Source organism: Micromonospora antibiotica (assembly GCF_017599305.1).
GTDB lineage: Bacteria > Actinomycetota > Actinomycetes > Mycobacteriales > Micromonosporaceae > Micromonospora > Micromonospora antibiotica.
This window is the reverse complement of sequence record NZ_JAGFWR010000039.1, coordinates 19,507-35,116: the sequence shown is the minus strand read 5'-3', so window position 1 is coordinate 35,116 and position 15,610 is coordinate 19,507. Positions and strand designations below refer to the sequence as shown.

Sequence of the window (15,610 nt, the reverse complement as noted above, 5' to 3'; positions counted from 1 at the left end):
ATCCGGTCATCCGCAAAAACGCCGTCCACAAGGGCAAATGACAGCCCTCCACCACACCACCACGAACACACCCACACCACACCGCCAGACCACCCTGCCCACAGAACGGTCAAAACACGAGGAAAGGCCCCGACCCGGGGACAAACCCGGGTCGGGGCCTTTTCGGGCTCATGCCCGGTGTCCGGGTGTGTCCAGTCGCGTCCAGCATCCCGCTCGCAGCCTGCTGCCTGTTGCGAGGCTTGCCGTCCCGGTCCGGGGGCGTTCGGCTCCTGACCCGGCCGACTAGTCCCCTCGCGATGGGAGCGGTGAATGTCAGAACGTGCCGTCAGTTACCCGGAATTGAGAAGACCAGGCCGCAGGGCCCTGCTCGCCGTGGCACTCGCCGCCGTGACGTCGGTGGCCTTCGTCCCGACGGCCGCAGCGGCCGGACCGGCCGGTGACCGTCCGGCCCGGCCCGGGGGCGGGGTGGATCTGTCCCGCACCGACGGCCGGGCAACCCCGGCTTCCATCGGCGGCGTCGCCGACCGGGGCCGGGCGGGCGGGGCCCCGGACATGGCCGGGGCGATCGCCGAGCAGCGCGGCATCAGCCGTGCGGCCGCCGAGAAGCTGATCAGCGTCGAGAACGCCAACGTGCGACTCGCCAACCGGTTGACCACCGAGCTGGGTGCCAGCTCCGGCGGCGCGTACCTGTCCGACGGCAACCTCGTCGTCACGGTCACCGACGCGGCGGCTGCCGCGAAGGTGACCGCCGCCGGCGCCAAGGCACGCCTCGTCGCCCGCGGCGAACGGCAACTCCAGGGCATCCAGCGCGCGCTGGAGGCCGCAGCGAGTGAACCCGACACGACGTGGGGGGTGGACCCGCAGACCAACCAGGTGGTGGTGAGCCTGCCGGCGTCGGGGGCGAAGAACGCCGTGCAACGCTCGGCGGCGCGCAGGTTCGGCTCGGCGGTCCGGTTCGAGACCAGCACCGGCCGGATCCAGCCGAACGTCGGGATCTCCAGCGGGGACGCGATGGGCGGCTGCTCGGTCGGCTTCACCGCCACCGACTTCACCTTCAACTACATCATCACGGCCGGCCACTGCACCCAGGGCTTCCCACACTGGACGCTGCCCAACGGGCAGGACGTCGGGCCGACGCTGGAGAGCCACTATCCGGAGAACGACTTCGGTCTCATCTGGATGAACGGTCCGTCGGTCTGGGCCACCGGCACCATCAACCTGTGGAACAACACCAGCCGCAGCATCCACGGTTGGGCGACGGCCGTGAGCGGGCTGTCGGTCTGCAACTCGGGCCGCACCACCGGCTTCCGGTGCGGCTCCGTGCTCAAGACCAACGTGACGGTCAACGGCGCGGGCGGCACCGTACGCCAGATGATCGAGACCAACATCTGCACCCTCGGCGGCGACAGCGGAGGGCCGCTCTTCGCCACCAACACCGGGTACGGGCTGAACTCGCACGCCAACCGCAACGGCAGCCAGTGCAACTCCTCGCCCCGCACCTGGCACCAGCCGGTGGGAGAGGCGATCACCACGTACCAGGTCGTCATCTACGGCGCGCCGTGACGAGCGGCGACGAGCACAAGGAGACCGCGATGAGAAACGCATTCACCCGCGCCGCACGCCTCACCGCCGCGGCCGTCATGGCGACGACGGTGGCCCTCACCGTGGCCGTCGGCCCCGCCCAGGCGGACCTCTGGCAGCACACCGACGGGTTCGAGAGCAGTCCGGCGACGGTGTGGGAGTTCCACCGCGCAGGCGCCGGGAGCGGAGCCTTCGAGCTGGGCGCGGGGAAGGCCCGCTCCGGTGCCAACAACGCCATCCTCACCACCTCGGCCGGCGGCTGGTCCGGGGTGGGCAAGCTGCTCACCGTACGGCCGCGTACCGCCGGGCACAACACCACCTGCGGCGGCGGGTTCTTCGTCCAGGCGGTCAGCGGGCCGGCGGTGCTCAACGTCGAGGTGATCGATCCGGCGACCTGGAACTACCTCGCGCTGCGCACCGTCCGGGTCACCGACACCGTCTGGCGGCGGCACGACGTGGCCAGCTACGCGAACGGCCCGAGCCAGGTGTTCGTCCGGGTCTCCCTGCTGGGCGGCAGTGGCCCCGTACGGGTGGACGACATGGCGTTCCAGTGCACCTTCTTCAGTAACTGAGCAGGTCGACCACGGCGGGGCCGGCGCGCGTGGCGTCGGCCCCGTGACGCCCGCACGCGATGACTTGACCGTGACGTCAGTGTCAGGGTTTTAGCATCGCCGGGTGGGTAAGGGGACCAGTGACATGCGGATCGGCGAATTCGCGCGCCGCTGCGGCGTCAGCGCCCGTTCGGTGCGGTACTACGAGCAGCAGCGCCTGATCGCCCCGGGCCGTGCCGCCAACGGCTATCGGGAGTACGACGAGTCGGCGGTGGTCCGGGTCCGGAACATCCACGAGCTGCTCGACTTCGGCCTCACCATCGAGGACATCCGGCTCTCGATCGACAAGGGGTGCCTCGACGAGCCGTTGAGCACCCTGCCCCGGTGCCCCGACGCGCTCCGGGTCGCCACCGACCGGCTCGGTGCCCTGGACCGGCGGATCGCCGCTCTCCAGGACCTGCGCGGGCGGCTCGCCCGGCAGCTCCGGGCGACCAGGTCGGCGATGGCCTGCGGCGGGGAAACCGTGACCGACGAGTGGTCACGATGAGATTCGGACTCTCCCTCGAACCGCAGGCGTGGCCGGGCGACGCGGGTGCCGCCGTGCTCCGGGCGGCACGGGACGCCGAGCGGATCGGCCTGGACTACGTCCTGATGGCCAACCACGTGCTGGAGAACCCGCACGGCGCCGGCTTCGACCCGGTGGTCCTGCTGGCGGCGGTCGCCGGGGCGACGACCCGTCTGGGGATCGCGACGAGCGTGCTGGTCCTGCCCTATTACCAACCTGTGGTGCTGGCCAATCAGCTCGCGACGCTGGACGTCGTGTCGGCGGGGCGGCTGGCGGTCGCCGTCGGCACCGGATGGAACCCGCAGGAGTTCGCCGCGCTGGGGGTGCCGCTGCGGCTACGTGGCCGGCGGACCGACGAGAGCCTGGCGGTCATGAAGGCGCTGTGGGCCGGCACCACCGCAGACCTGGACGACAGGTTCGCCGGCCTGCGCGACACCCGCACCGGTGTTCCCCCGTACCGGTCCGGCGGGCCACCGGTCTGGGTGGGTGGGCACAGCGACGCGGCGATCCGGCGGGCACTGCGGTTCGGGGAGGGCTGGCACGGTTCCGGCCTCGACCACGAGGAGGCCCGCTACGTCCGGCGTCGGATCGAGGAACTGGCCGACGGCACGGGACGTGACCCGGCGACGATCGAGATCAGCACGGTCGGGTTCCTGGTACCGCCGGGCATGCCGGCGGTCCGGCCCGCGCCGGGCCGGCTGATCGGCGGCACCGACGCCAGCACCGAGGCGATCGTCGAGGACCTGGGTCGCCTCGCCGACGCGGGCGTGTCGATGTGCTCGCTGTGGATGCCGATCGACGGTCGCCTGCTGGGTGCGGCGTTGGAGTGGCTCGCCGGCGAGATCCTGCCCCGGGTGCAGCGTACGAGCGGGTCAGGCCCGCGCTAGCCGCCGCTCGCCGGAGGGCGCCCGGTGTCGTGCCGGCCGGGCGAGCAGCAGCACGACCGTGAGGACGGCGGCGGCGACCGGGAGACCCCAGGGCCACCGGGTAGCCGCCACGGTGAACGCGAGCGGCCGACCGGGCACCGCGATCCGGCCGTCCACCTCGTACCGGCCGAACGGGGCCGCGTCGGTGGGCACCGGGACGTGGTATTCCCGGGTCTGCCCGGCGGCGATGGTGCCCAGCGCCGGGGCGGCCACGATGGTCCGGGCCCGGCCGGGTGGCCCGACGGTCAGTGCGAACGCCGGGTCGGTGATCTCCTGCGGGCCGGTGTTGTGCAGGGTGATCCGGACCGCGAGTTCGCCCGGCAGGCCGAACCAGCCGCGCGGCCCGGACCGGTCGACGGCACGCAACGCCACCAGGGTCAGCTCGGGCGGGGCGATGGGCGCGGCGGCCGGGGCGGTCACCCCGGCCAACGTCAGGTCGGCGACGGCGGTGGCCGTGCCCGTCGGCGTCCGGACCCGCAGCACGCACGGGCAGGCCACCGGCGGGGCGACCAACAGCACCGGCAGGGTGGCCCGGCCGGACGGCGGCACCTGCCCGTGGGTGGCGGCCCCGGTCGCGCAGTCGAGCGCACCGCGCCGGGCCGCGTTGCCGCACACCTCGGCCTGCACTGTGCCGGCCGGCCAGCCGTCGAGGCCGACCAGCATCCGCTGCCCGACCCGCAGCATCCCTGCCGGCACGGTGACGCCGGGACCGCCGCCCGCCGGGGTGCCGGCCGGGGCGGGTGTCCCGGGGGCCGGAGCCAGCGCGGCGGCCACGGCCAGCAGGGCGACGGCACGCAGCGGCCCGGTCATCGGGCGGGCGGGGTGTCGGGCCGCGCGTCGACACCCGGGGTCGACCCGGCGGCGGCAGCCGGAGTCGGCCCGGTCGCGGCAGCCGGGGTCGGCCCGGCGGCGGCAGCGTCGGTCGCGGCGGAGGCGGTCGCGGCCGGTCGCGGGGTGGCGGCAGGGTCCTGCTGACCGGGGGCGGGGTCCGGGGTGGACGGTCGACCGGCGGCAGCGGCCTTCCGTCGCCACCACCGCAGCCCGGCCCAGCCGGCCGCCCCGGCGAGCAGGGCCAGCAGCAGCCACGGCGCAGCCCACACCCCGGCGGTACGGACCACCGGCGGCAGCGCGGTGTCCGTGCTGGTGGCCGCGATGTCGACCTCGGCGGTCAGCCGCAGCAGCGGGGGTACGCCGGTGATGCGCTCGGTGACGGTGAAGGTGGCCCCGGGCAGCAGTTCCGGCAGGTCGGTGGGGGAGGTGCGGGCCTGTTCCCGGCCGAACGGCGCGCGTACGGTCACCGTGGCGCTGCCGCCGATCCGGACGTTGCCGTCGTTGCGCAGCCGGTAGCGGACCACCAGGTCGCCACCGGCGAACGGGTTGACCGGGTTGGCGTAGGAGACGTCGACCGCCTCGACGGTGACGGCCGGCCGGACCGGGCCGTTGACCCGCAGGTAGACCCGGGCGGCCAGGCGCTGGTCGACCAGCACCCGCTGCCCGTCGGCGGTGGTCCGGACCCGGGCGACGGCACCGATCACCCCGCCGGTGTGGTCGCCCGGGGTGGCGTTGGCCGGCACGGTGAGCCGGAACGGGATGTCGACCCGCTTGCCCGCCGGAATCGTCCATTCGCGCCGGTCGACCCTGATCCAGGAGCCCACGTCGGTGGCCGGCCGGTCCGCCGGCAGCAGGGCGAACGCGCCGTCGGTGGAGGTGTAGGCGTCGGTGCCGTACACGTCGAAGGTGACCGGGCGGTCGCCGAGGTTGGTGATGCCGACGTGGTCGGTCAGGGTGCTGCCCGGGGCCAGGTCGTAGATGAAGTAGTTGCGCCCGGTCGGGCCCTTGGCGCTGGACGGTTGGACGGCCCAGCGCGCCGCGCCGGTCTCCCCGGCCCCGGCTGCCGGGCCGGGCGACGGGGCGGGCGCGGCGGGGGCCGGTGCGGGCGGTGCCGTCGCCACGAGCAGCGCGGCGGCGAGCACGGCGCTCGCCCGGATCAGGGTGGTACGCAGGGACATGCCGGGCTCCGCAAGGGTGATCGGGCCCGGTGGGGCGGGTGGCGAGCCCGTCCCACCGGGGTGTTGCCGAATCAGGAGAGGGTGAGGGTCAGCACCGCGCTGTAGTCGCCCGCCGGGGCGGACGCCGGAACCCCGAGTTGGAGTTCGGCGCCACAGGTGAAGGTGCCGTTGCTCGCGCCGGTGGCCGAGGTGCACAGCGCACGTGCCGTGCCCAGGCCGGCACCGGGCGCGGCGGGTGCGCCCGGGGTGACCACGCCGGGGGTCCCGGCGAGGCCGTCGATGCCGACGGTGGCGCTCGGCGTCCAGCCGAGGTTGTCCGCGGCGATGGTGCCGCCGCTGGCCGAGGCGAAGTCGGCGACCTGCCCGACCAGGCTCCAGCCGGCGTTGGTGCCGCGCAGGTCGGCCACGGTGGCGGCGTTCAGCGCCCCGGTGGTGACCTGCCCGTTGCTGACCGCCGGCAGGGTGACCGAGGAACCGGTCACGCCGAGGGTCAGCGCACCACCGGTGACGGTGGTGGTGATCTGCTGGCTGGCGTCGCCGCCACCGGCCGGGGTACGGCTGAACGTCACCGGGGTGAAGGTGTCCTGGCTCCGGTCGGCCGCGCCCCGGGCGGCGAAGGTGATCACATAGCACTGGACCTTCGTGCAGTCGACGGACGTGCCGGTGCGGTCGGTGTAGACCGCGCTGATCGGCAGGGTGGTGCGGAACGTCCCGTCGGCGTTGAGCCGGTCGCGGGCCTCGGTCGGCTCGTTGGACTTGTTGACCCACTTGGTGACCTGGAGGACGCCGGCGTTCGTCCAGTGCTCGTCGACCTTGCGGCCGAAGGAGACGTAGATCCCCGCCGCCCCGTTGGCCTCCGGGTCGAAACCGCTGCCGGTGACCGTGATCGTCGCCCCGGCCGGATCGAGCCCGGTGGCCGGGGTGACGCCGACCGCCGGGCCGGCCGGTTCGCCGCCGCCACCGGTGGAGAAGGTGAACGACAGCGGGTCGAGTGCGGAGCCGGCGGAGTAGAAGCCGTTGAACGCCGAGGCGCCCTCGGCGGTCAGCGTCGCCGCCAGGTCGGTCGCGGTCACCGTGCCGCCGCTGCCACCGGGGTTGCCGTCGGTGACGGCGATGGTGGCGATGGTGGCCTGGCGGACCGAGACCGGCTCGGCCGCGGTGGTGGTGAGGTCGACGTCCGCAGTGACGGCGGCGGTGCCACCGGTCACGACGACCGTCGGGTTGGCCAACGAGATGGTGAAGAAGTGCGCCGGGTACGAGAAGACGATCTTCCCGCCGTACCGGGCGTCGATGGCCCCGGTGCCGGCGTCGTGCGTCCCGCCCTTCGCCGGGAAGGTGAAGGTGCCGTCGCTGTTGATGCTGGCGCCCTCGCTGGCGGCGATCGGCGGGTTGCCGTTGCCGGTGTTCAGGTAGGCGCGGAACGATGCCTTGAAACCCCAGGTCAGGCTGCCGGAGCGGATGTCCGCCCCGGCGGCCTGGGCGGGGCTGACCCCGACGAGTGCGGCCGACGCGCCGAGCAGGGCGACCGCCGCCCACCGCGCCGACCGCCACCGACCGGTGCCGGTGCTGGATCTGACCATGCTGCTCCCTCTGTTGTCCCCAATACGGACAGTGGTTGAGGTTAGGCAAACCTAACTACTGCGGCACAGTGGGCGGTGGGTTGAAGATCTTGACCCGAAGAACCCCTTGTGAACTGCGGATCTCTCGCTTAGGTTAGGCAAACCTTAGCTACGGTCGGTGTGTCAGCCGGCCCGATCAGTCATGTGGGGAGCCTGATGCGAGCACTGCGTCGCGCCGTTCTGACCGCCACCCTGATCACTGTCGGTGTCGGCCTGCTGCCGACGTCGGCCCACGCCGGCACCGGTCGGGGCGCCACCGGGCAGGCCCTCACCGTCACCCCGAGCGCCGGGGTGGGCCGCAACGGGGCCACGGTGACCGTCACCGGCAGCGGATACGACGTCACCAAGGGCATCTACGTCGCCTTCTGCGTGGACAACGGAGCCGGCGTCGCCCCCAGCCCCTGCGGCGGTGGAGCCGACACCACCGGCAGCACCGGCGCCTCGCACTGGATCTCCTCCAACCCACCCTCCTACGGGGAGGGCCTGGCCGTGCCGTACGGCACCGGAGGCTCGTTCCGGGTCAGCCTCACCGTGACCACCCGCATCGGCGACGTGGACTGCACCGTCCGCCGGTGCGTGGTCGCCTCCCGGACCGACCACACCCGCACCGCCGACCGTTCCCAGGACGTCCGGGTGCCGATCACCTTCGCCGCCGCGCCCACTCCGGCGCGTACCACCGCCGCCGCCCCGGCGACCACCGGCGTCGGCGGCGGCACCAGTCGGACCACCCCACCGGCGGCGGCACCGACCGGCGGGGCCGCCGCGCCCACCGGCGCGGGCCCGGTGGCGACCGCCGACGGGAGCGTCCCCGTCGGGGCCGGCGGCGGGACCGACCAGGGGGGCCGGGTCGGGCAGACCGACCAGGCGCAGGTGACCCGGGTCAGCGCCGCCTCCGACACCGGACGCTGGTGGCTCGCCGTGCTGGTCGTACCCGTGCTCGGGGTGGCGCTGCTCGCCGGCCTGCGCCGTCGTCGCCGGGCCACGTCATGACCCGACGCGCGCTGCCGCTCGTCCTGCTGCTGATCGTCGGTGGCCTGACCGCCTGCACCGACCCGACGGCGCAGGCGCAGCCGACCGCACCGACGTCCTGCGGCCCGGTCACCGCCACGCTGCCCGACACCGACGTCACCCCGCTGGTCCCGCCGCCGACCCCGGCCCTGCCGGTGACAGTCAGCTCCACCGACGGCGTCGCCAGCACGGTCACCGATGCCACCCGCATCCTGCCGGTCAACCTCTACGGCTCGATCGCCGAGATCGTGTTCAGCCTCGGGCTCGGCGGCAACGTCGTCGGCCGGGACACCTCCACCACCTTCCCCGCCGCCGCGCACCTGCCGGTGGTCACCCCGGCCGGACACGACCTGTCCGCCGAGGCGGTGCTCGCCCTCGCCCCGACGGTGATCCTCGCCGACGACAGCATCGGTCCACCCGAGACGCTGCGGCAGCTGCGCGCCGCCGGCATCCCGGTGGTCCTGGTCGCCGCCGAGCAGAGCCTCGACGCCGTCCCCGCGCACGTGCGGGCCATCGCGGCGGCGCTCGGCGTCGGCGCGGCCGGCGACCGGCTGGTCACCCGGATCGAGGCCGAGATCGCCGCCGCCCGCGCCGCAGTGCCCGACGGCCCGGCCCCCCGCGTCGCCTTCCTCTATCTGCGCGGCACCGCCGGGGTCTACCTGATCGGTGGGCGGGGCGCCGGCTCCGACGCGATGATCGAGGCGGCCGGGGGAGCGGACGCCGGCACCGCGATCGGCCTGGCGAAGTTCCGCCCACTGACCAGCGAGGGACTGATCAACGCGGCCCCGGACGTGCTGCTGGTGATGAGCGGTGGGCTGAAGTCCGTCGGCGGCGTCGACGGCCTGCTCAAGCTCCCCGGGGTGGGGCAGACCCCGGCCGGGGCCGCCCGCCGGGTCGTCGACATGGACGACGGCGTCCTGCTCACCTTCGGCACCCGATCCGGGCGGGTGGTGCGGGCCCTGGCCGACGCGCTGCACTGCCGGACCCCCCGGTGACCGCCACCGACATCCGACCGGCCACCGGGGAGACCGCAGCCGGCCGCGACCGCCGCCGTCGGGGCCGGCGCGGACCGGTCCTGCTCGCCGGGCTCACCGCCGGGCTGCTGCTGGTCGCCCTGATCGCCGCCGGCCGGGGGCAGGTGGCCGTCTCCCCGGCCGAGGTGCTCGGCTCGGTGCTGCACCGCCTCGGCCTGGACCTCGGCGCCCGGCCCGCCGCCCCGCACGGCGAGAGCGCGCTGTGGCTCGTCCGCTTCCCCCGGGTCGCCCTCGCCGCAGTGGTCGGCGCCGCGCTCGGCTGTGCCGGTGCGGTGATGCAGGGGGTGTTCGGCAATCCGCTGGCCGAACCGGGCGTCATCGGCGTCTCGGCGGGCGCGGCGGTCGGCGCGGCGCTGGCCATCGTCACCGGTATCACCGTCCTCGGTGGCTGGACGGTGCCCGCCGCCGCGTTCGCCGGTGGCCTCGCCACCACCTGGCTGGTCTACCTGCTGGCCCGCTCCGGCGGCCGGACCGAGGTGGTCACCCTGGTACTCACCGGGGTCGCGGTCAACGCCGTCGCCGGTGCCGCCATCGGGCTGCTGATGTTCGTCGCCGACGAGTCGGGCGTGCAGGCCATCGCCTTCTGGAACCTCGGCAGCCTGGCCCAGGCGAACTGGTCGGCGGTCGCCCTGGCCACGCCCTGCCTCGCGGTCGGGCTGCTCGCCACCCTCGCCGACGCCCGCCGGCTCGACCTGCTCGCCCTGGGTGAACGGTCCGCCCGCCACCTCGGGGTCGACGTGGAACGGCTACGGGTCCGGATGATCGTGGTCACCGCACTGCTCGGCGCGGCGGCGGTCGCCTTCACCGGCATCATCAGCTTCGTCGGCCTGGTCGTGCCGCACCTGGTCCGGATGGTCGCCGGCCCCGGGCACCGGCTGCTGCTGCCGGCCAGCGCCCTCGGCGGCGCGATCGTCGTCATCGTCGCCGACCTCGCCGCCCGGACCCTCGTCGACTACCAGGAACTGCCGTTGGGGGTGCTGTCCGCGATCGTCGGCGGCCCCGCCTTCTTCTGGCTGCTGCGCCGCACCCGCGACCGCGCGGGAGGCTGGGCATGAGCGGGGACGGCCCCCGGGTACGGGACCGCCGCCGACGGGTCCGGCTGCGGCTGACCGGCCGCCGGTCGACCCCCCGGCCGCCTGCGCCGGCGACACCGGGCGGCATCCGGGTCCAGGTCACCGGGGTCCGGGTCGAGCGCGCCGGCCGACCGGTGCTCGACCAGGTCGACCTGTCCATCCGCGCCGGTGAACTGCACGCCCTGGTCGGCCCGAACGGCGCCGGCAAGTCCACCCTGCTGGCCGCCGTCAGCGGTGACCTGCCGCTCGCCGCCGGGACCGTCGAGGTGGACGGTCGTCCGCTGGCCGAATGGTCGGCCGTGGAGTTGGCGATGCGCCGGGCGGTGCTGACCCAGCGCAGCACCCTGAGCTTTCCGTTCGCGGTGGTCGAGGTGGTCCGGATGGGCCGGGCACCCTGGGCCGGCCGTCCGGAAGAGGCCCACGACGATGCGGTCGTCGCCGAGACCATGCGACGCTGTGACGTGATCCGGTTCGCCGCCCGCCCCTTCCCGTCGTTGTCCGGGGGCGAGCAGGCCCGTGCCGCCCTGGCCCGGGTGCTGGCCCAGCAGGCCGGGGTGCTCCTGCTCGACGAACCGACCGCCGCCCTCGACCTGCACCACCAGGAGCTCGTCATGCGGATCGCCCGGGACCGCGCCGACGCCGGCGACGCGGTGGTGGTCGTGCTGCACGACCTCGCCCTGGCCGGGGCGTACGCGGACCGGATCACCCTGCTCGCCGACGGGCGGGTACGCGCCGCCGGCCCCCCCGACACGGTGCTGACCGCGCCCCTGCTCAGTGAGGTCTACCGGCACGACATCGAGGTCGTGCCGCACCCCGACACCCGCCTGCCGCTGGTCGTGCCCCGCCGTCGGGGCCCCGCCCGGAACACCCCCCGCACGGAGGAATAGATGGACACCCCGCCCATGCCGTTCTCGGCCCGGCTGCGGGCCGCCACCCAGGGCGCCCACGCCGCCGCCGAGAGTCAGCGCTACGTCTCCGCGCTGGTCGCCGGTGAGCTGGACCTCGCCGGCTACGTCGACCTGGTGGTCCAGCACCACGCCCTCTACCAGGCGTTGGAGTCGGCCGCCGGGGTGATGCGCGACGACCCGCTCGCCGGTGGGTTCATCGACGACGCGCTGACCCGGCTGCCCGCGTTGGAGGCGGACCTTAGCCGGCTGGTCGGCCCGGACTGGGCGTCGCGTACCGCGCCGAACCCGGCGACGGTGGCCTACGCCGACCGGATCCGGGCCGTCTGCGGCACCTCCCCGGTACGGTTCATCGCCCACCACTACACCCGCTACCTCGGTGACCTCTCCGGCGGCCTGTACATCGGACGGGCGGTGTCCCGGCGGTACGGGTTGACCGACGGGTCCGGGGTGGCGTTCTACGCCTTCGACCGGATCACCCGGCCGAAGGCGTACAAGGACGCGTACCGGGCGCGGTTGGACGCCCTGCCGATGAGCGCGGCCGACGAGGCGGCGCTGCTGGACGAGGTGCTGGTGGCGTACCGGCACAACATGGCGGTCTTCTCGGCCCTGGCCCGGCACGTGCCGGACGGCCCGGACGCCACGGAGGCGGTGGCGTGACCGGGCAGCCGTTCGACGCCGACGTCGTCCGCGCGGTCAGCCGGCACATGAACGACGACCACGCCGGGGACGCGCTGCTGATCTGCCGCACCCTCGGCGGCTGCCCGGACGCCAGCCGGGCGCGGGTGACCGGGCTGGACGCCGACGGGATGGACTTCGCCGTCACCCTCGACGACATCGAGGTGCCGGTGCGGGTCCCGTTCGCCCACCGGCTCACCGAGCGGGCCGAGATCCGCCGGGAGGTGGTCCGGATGTACGAGCAGGCGTGCGCCGCGCTCGGCGTGCCACCGCGCCGGGCCGGCTGAGCACCCGCCGGTGGGCGTCGCGCCGTCGGCTGAGTACCCGGCGGCGTGCCACCGCGCCGGGCCGGCTGAGCACCCGGCGGTGGGGCGTCGCGGGGCCGACCCGGTGCGGGCCGGCCCCCACGGGCGGGGCCGAGCCGGTCAGGTCGTGCCCGGGTGTGGCGGGGTGGGCGCCGCCGGACGGCTCAGCTGCTCCGGCAGCGGCTTGCTGTGCAGGATCACCAGTTCTCCGACGGCCCGGGTCAGGGCGACGTAGAGCCGGTTCATGCCCCGGGGTTCGGCGGCGACGATGTCGGCGGGTTCGACCAGCACCACCCGGTCGTACTCCAGGCCCTTGACCTGGCCGACCGGGACCGCGTGCAGGGCGTCGGCCAGGTGGTCGGGGGCGATGACGGTCCCGGTCTCCCCGGCCACGGCCGCGGCCAGGTCGTCGACCCGGCGGATCTCCAGGCTGCCGCCGGGCCGGAACGACCGGGTCGGCGCGATGCCGGGCGGCAGGGCCCGGGCCGCGAAGTCGGCGATGACCTCGGGCACCCGGTAGCCGGTGGGCAGGTCCAGCGTCCGGGCGGTCCGCTTGCCGAGCCGTTGCACCAGCTCCGGCCACGAGCCGCAGGCCAGCGGATGGGTCGCCTGACCGAGGTCGCCCACGATGGTCATCGAGGCGTACTCGGCCCGGCGGGCGATCATCCGGCACTCCATCGGCGACAGGTCCTGCGCCTCGTCGAGGATGACGTGCTGGTAGGCGTCCTCGACGGGCTCCTCGGCCTCGGCCACCGGCAGCGGCTCGGCCAGCACCGGAACGTAACCCTCCTCGCCGTACGGGTCGAAGCCGTCGACCCAGCCCACCACCTGGTGACCCTCCCGCAGGATGATCGCCGCCGCCCAGCGCTGGGCACCCCAGTGGCCGCTGTCCAGCGACTGCCCGGACTGCGCCATGGGGGTGGCCAGGCCGGGGGCGAAGAGCTGCCACCCGTCGGCGAGGCTCGGGCTGAGCACGAAGGTCTCGGCCAGCCGGGTGCCGCTGCCCAGTTCCCGGCGCTGCCACTCGGGCCGGACCTCGGCGACCCGTGGCGGCCGGCCCAGGATCTCGGCCAGCTCGTCGAGCAGCGGGACGTCGTCCACCGACCATCCGCCCCGCTGGGCGGGGAGGACGTCCTGCGGGGTCAGTGCCGGCCACCAGGCGGTCAGGAAGGCGTCGGGGACCTCCCGGCCGTCCAGCAGTTCCGCCAGCGCCGTCGCGGCCTGCGGCCGGGCGGCGTTGGGGGTGATCCCGGCGGCCTCGCACCGGCGGCGGATTTCCCGGCGGGCCCGCGCCAGGTCGTCGGCGTCGAGGCCCCACAGCCGGTCCGGCACGTTCGGTGGGGTGTCCCAGGCCAGGTCGGTCAGCACCCGCACCATCCGCAGGTCACCCTTGGTGCGGGCCACCTCGGCGCTGTCCCGTCGGGTCGCCACGACACCGTCGAACAGCTCACCGATCGCGCGCAGGTGGACGCTGTCCTCGCCGAGACCGGGCAGCACCCGGCCGATGTACTCGGTGAACACGGTGGACGGGCCGACCACCAGCACCCGGCCGTCGGCGAACCGGCCCCGGTCGCGGTAGAGCAGGTAGGCGGCCCGGTGCAGGGCCACCTGCGTCTTGCCGGTCCCCGGACCGCCGGTGATCAGGGTGACCCCGTGGGTCGGTGCCCGGATCGCCTCGTCCTGCTCGCGCTGGATGGTCGAGACGACGTCGCGCATGTGTGCGCCGCGCTCCCGGGTCAGCGACGCGAGCAGGGCACCCTCGCCGACCACCCCGTCGACGGGCGTGGTCGACAGCACCTCGTCGTCGAGGCCGACGACGGTACGCCCGGCGCAGGTGATCACACGGCGACGGGTCACCCCGAGCGGTTCGCCGGGGGTGGCCCGGTAGAACGGTGCGGCGGCGGGGGCCCGCCAGTCCACCACCAGCGGCTCCCGGTCGGCGTCGCGGACACCCAACCGACCGATCCGGTACGTCTCGTCGTCGTCGAAGTCGAGCCGGCCGAAGACGATGCCCTCTTCCTGGTCGTCGAGATCGGACAGCCGGGTGGCGGCACCCAGCACCATGGCGTCCCGCTCGACCAGGCCGGCGACCGGTCCGCCGCCGGCCCGCCGGTGCCCCTCCTCGTTCAGCTGTCTGGCCTGCGCTCGCATGACCTCCAGGCGGGCGTACACCGCGTCGACCACCTGTTGTTCGATGGCGATCTGCCGGGCTGTCTCGGACACGTGCTCCCCGTTCTCCCGCCGGCCGGTCCGGCGTGGACCGGTCGAGCGTAGGCGTGGTCCCCGGGGGCAAAAATCGTTATCCGGGACGATCTGGGCGGCTTGACCGACGCATATGATGAATGTGGCGGCAGGGGAGACGGGTGCTCCGTTTCCGGGGGTCGAGCGCTGCGACGCGACCCGACGCCACCCCCCATCTCACCGGCCGGACGCCGCCCCGGCGGCCCCGGCCGGACGATCACTCGTTCCACGGCGTGGGCCACTGCTTGGCTGAGACCTGGTTGGCTCTCACGCCGCCCGGGCCGCACTGCGCCGCCCGGGTGGCCGGGCTCGACCTCGACCGGGGCACCGACGCGGAACTCACCGCCGTGCGCGCGGCCCTGGTGGCGCACAAGGCGGCATCTTCGTCAACCCGGGCTTCACGTCACACGTCGTCGGTGTCTCCCCGGCGGCGAACCGGGCCGTGCTGGATCTGCTCTACGCCCACCTCACCGAGCCGGAGCACCTGGTCCGGGGGACCGTCCCCGGGGGCCGGGCGACCTGTGGCGTCCGCCGGTGGCTTGATCACCGGTGTCCGACCTGCTCGCATCCCGGCGCGACCCTGTCGTCGGACGGGTGGGACCCGGGCGCGGCTGCGGTGCCGGCCGCGGCGGACCGGGTGTGACCGGGGATCCGTCATCGAACGGGGATCGGTCGGGGCCGGCCGGGGTCGGGTGGTCCGTCGAGCTGCGGACCGGGATCGTGCTCGCTGCGGTGCCCGCCGTCAGCGGGTCTTCCTGGTCGCCCGTTTGCGGGGCGGGGTCAACAGGTCGGCGATCGCGCTGATCGCGGCGGGCACCGTGCGGTAGTACGCCCAGACCCCGCGCTTCTCGCGTTCGATCAACCCGGCCTCGGTGAGGATGCGCAGGTGGTGACTGACCGTCGGCTGGGACAGGCCGAGCGGCGCGGTGAGGTCGGTGACGGACGCCTCGCCCTCCGGGGCGGACTGGATGAGGCTGAGCAGTCGCAGGCGGGCCGGGTCGGCGAATGCCTTCAGCACTCCCGCGAGCCGTTCCGCGTCGGCACGTTTGATCGGCTCGCCGGCCAGCGGCGAGACCACAGGTGTATTGATTTTCGCAGCTCCCACGTCCGCCATC

Annotated in this window: 15 protein-coding genes; 10 read left to right on the top strand and 5 right to left on the bottom strand. The window is 74.5% G+C overall.

Going from position 1 to position 15,610, the window contains the following annotated elements; all coding sequences use genetic code 11:
* Nucleotides 1-372: 372 nt before the first annotated feature.
* The 4 genes from JQN83_RS31825 (at nt 373) to JQN83_RS31810 (ending at nt 3,584) form a co-directional block, all read left to right on the top strand.
* Nucleotides 373-1,563, top strand: coding sequence for a S1 family peptidase (locus tag JQN83_RS31825; protein ID WP_208570849.1), 1,191 nt, complete (start codon nt 373-375; stop codon nt 1,561-1,563).
* Between the two features lie 29 nt (nt 1,564-1,592).
* Nucleotides 1,593-2,153 carry a hypothetical protein gene (locus JQN83_RS31820; RefSeq protein WP_208570848.1) on the top strand — a complete coding sequence of 187 codons (561 nt, stop codon included), beginning with the start codon at nt 1,593-1,595 and terminating at the stop codon, nt 2,151-2,153.
* Nucleotides 2,154-2,256: 103 nt separating this feature from the next.
* Nucleotides 2,257-2,679 (top strand): MerR family transcriptional regulator, encoded by a 423-nt coding sequence (locus JQN83_RS31815; RefSeq protein ID WP_307799994.1) that lies wholly within the window; start codon nt 2,257-2,259, stop codon nt 2,677-2,679.
* Entirely contained in the window at nt 2,676-3,584 is a 909-nt protein-coding gene (locus tag JQN83_RS31810; RefSeq protein ID WP_208570847.1) for a TIGR03619 family F420-dependent LLM class oxidoreductase, read from the top strand. The genes JQN83_RS31815 and JQN83_RS31810 overlap by 4 nt, the downstream gene beginning before the upstream one ends.
* Here the strand turns inward: JQN83_RS31810 and JQN83_RS31805 are convergent.
* The 3 genes from JQN83_RS31805 to JQN83_RS31795 form a co-directional block, all read right to left on the bottom strand.
* The gene (locus JQN83_RS31805) at nt 3,570-4,433 is read right to left on the bottom strand and encodes a hypothetical protein (RefSeq protein WP_208570846.1); all 864 of its coding nucleotides are present in this window, start codon (nt 4,431-4,433) and stop codon (nt 3,570-3,572) included. The genes JQN83_RS31810 and JQN83_RS31805 overlap by 15 nt on opposite strands.
* The gene (locus JQN83_RS31800) at nt 4,430-5,632 is read right to left on the bottom strand and encodes a WxL protein peptidoglycan domain-containing protein (protein ID WP_208570845.1); all 1,203 of its coding nucleotides are present in this window, start codon (nt 5,630-5,632) and stop codon (nt 4,430-4,432) included. Before JQN83_RS31800 ends, JQN83_RS31805 begins: the two co-directional genes overlap by 4 nt.
* A 71-nt stretch (nt 5,633-5,703) precedes the next feature.
* Complete coding sequence (locus JQN83_RS31795; protein WP_208570844.1) at nt 5,704-7,212, bottom strand: HtaA domain-containing protein; 1,509 nt, start codon at nt 7,210-7,212, stop codon at nt 5,704-5,706.
* Nucleotides 7,213-7,407: 195 nt separating this feature from the next.
* On the opposite strand from JQN83_RS31795, the gene JQN83_RS31790 reads away from it, so the two are divergent.
* Genes JQN83_RS31790 through JQN83_RS31770 form a run of 6 tightly spaced genes read left to right on the top strand, consistent with a single transcriptional unit; the run spans nt 7,408 to nt 12,236 of the window.
* Nucleotides 7,408-8,241, top strand: coding sequence for a hypothetical protein (locus JQN83_RS31790; RefSeq protein WP_208570843.1), 834 nt, complete (start codon nt 7,408-7,410; stop codon nt 8,239-8,241).
* Nucleotides 8,238-9,254, top strand: coding sequence for a heme/hemin ABC transporter substrate-binding protein (locus JQN83_RS31785; RefSeq protein WP_208570842.1), 1,017 nt, complete (start codon nt 8,238-8,240; stop codon nt 9,252-9,254). Before JQN83_RS31790 ends, JQN83_RS31785 begins: the two co-directional genes overlap by 4 nt.
* The gene (locus JQN83_RS31780; protein ID WP_208570841.1) at nt 9,251-10,348 is read left to right on the top strand and encodes a FecCD family ABC transporter permease; all 1,098 of its coding nucleotides are present in this window, start codon (nt 9,251-9,253) and stop codon (nt 10,346-10,348) included. Before JQN83_RS31785 ends, JQN83_RS31780 begins: the two co-directional genes overlap by 4 nt.
* Nucleotides 10,345-11,253 carry a heme ABC transporter ATP-binding protein gene (locus tag JQN83_RS33605; protein WP_244253620.1) on the top strand — a complete coding sequence of 303 codons (909 nt, stop codon included), beginning with the start codon at nt 10,345-10,347 and terminating at the stop codon, nt 11,251-11,253. The genes JQN83_RS31780 and JQN83_RS33605 overlap by 4 nt, the downstream gene beginning before the upstream one ends.
* Entirely contained in the window at nt 11,254-11,931 is a 678-nt protein-coding gene (locus JQN83_RS33600; RefSeq protein WP_244253619.1) for a biliverdin-producing heme oxygenase, read from the top strand.
* The gene (locus tag JQN83_RS31770; RefSeq protein ID WP_307799991.1) at nt 11,928-12,236 is read left to right on the top strand and encodes a DUF2470 domain-containing protein; all 309 of its coding nucleotides are present in this window, start codon (nt 11,928-11,930) and stop codon (nt 12,234-12,236) included. Before JQN83_RS33600 ends, JQN83_RS31770 begins: the two co-directional genes overlap by 4 nt.
* Nucleotides 12,237-12,374: 138 nt before the next feature.
* Here JQN83_RS31770 and JQN83_RS31765 read toward each other — a convergent pair whose 3' ends face one another.
* Nucleotides 12,375-14,477, bottom strand: coding sequence for a HelD family protein (locus JQN83_RS31765; protein ID WP_208570840.1), 2,103 nt, complete (start codon nt 14,475-14,477; stop codon nt 12,375-12,377).
* Nucleotides 14,478-15,237: 760 nt separating this feature from the next.
* Nucleotides 15,238-15,609 (bottom strand): ArsR/SmtB family transcription factor, encoded by a 372-nt coding sequence (locus JQN83_RS31760; protein ID WP_208570839.1) that lies wholly within the window; start codon nt 15,607-15,609, stop codon nt 15,238-15,240.
* Nucleotide 15,610: the final 1 nt, after the last annotated feature.

Excerpts from the sequence above, each read along its gene's own strand:
- JQN83_RS31820 (WP_208570848.1), top strand. The coding sequence starts at position 1,593 with ATGAGAAACGCATTCACCCGCGCCGCACGCCTCACCGCCGCGGCCGTC.
- JQN83_RS31810 (WP_208570847.1), top strand. The coding sequence starts at position 2,676 with ATGAGATTCGGACTCTCCCTCGAACCGCAGGCGTGGCCGGGCGACGCG.
- JQN83_RS31805 (WP_208570846.1), bottom strand. The coding sequence starts at position 4,433 with ATGACCGGGCCGCTGCGTGCCGTCGCCCTGCTGGCCGTGGCCGCCGCG.
- JQN83_RS31800 (WP_208570845.1), bottom strand. The coding sequence starts at position 5,632 with ATGTCCCTGCGTACCACCCTGATCCGGGCGAGCGCCGTGCTCGCCGCC.
- JQN83_RS31795 (WP_208570844.1), bottom strand. The coding sequence starts at position 7,212 with ATGGTCAGATCCAGCACCGGCACCGGTCGGTGGCGGTCGGCGCGGTGG.
- JQN83_RS31790 (WP_208570843.1), top strand. The coding sequence starts at position 7,408 with ATGCGAGCACTGCGTCGCGCCGTTCTGACCGCCACCCTGATCACTGTC.
- JQN83_RS31785 (WP_208570842.1), top strand. The coding sequence starts at position 8,238 with ATGACCCGACGCGCGCTGCCGCTCGTCCTGCTGCTGATCGTCGGTGGC.
- JQN83_RS33605 (WP_244253620.1), top strand. The coding sequence starts at position 10,345 with ATGAGCGGGGACGGCCCCCGGGTACGGGACCGCCGCCGACGGGTCCGG.
- JQN83_RS33600 (WP_244253619.1), top strand. The coding sequence starts at position 11,254 with ATGGACACCCCGCCCATGCCGTTCTCGGCCCGGCTGCGGGCCGCCACC.
- JQN83_RS31760 (WP_208570839.1), bottom strand. The coding sequence starts at position 15,609 with ATGGCGGACGTGGGAGCTGCGAAAATCAATACACCTGTGGTCTCGCCG.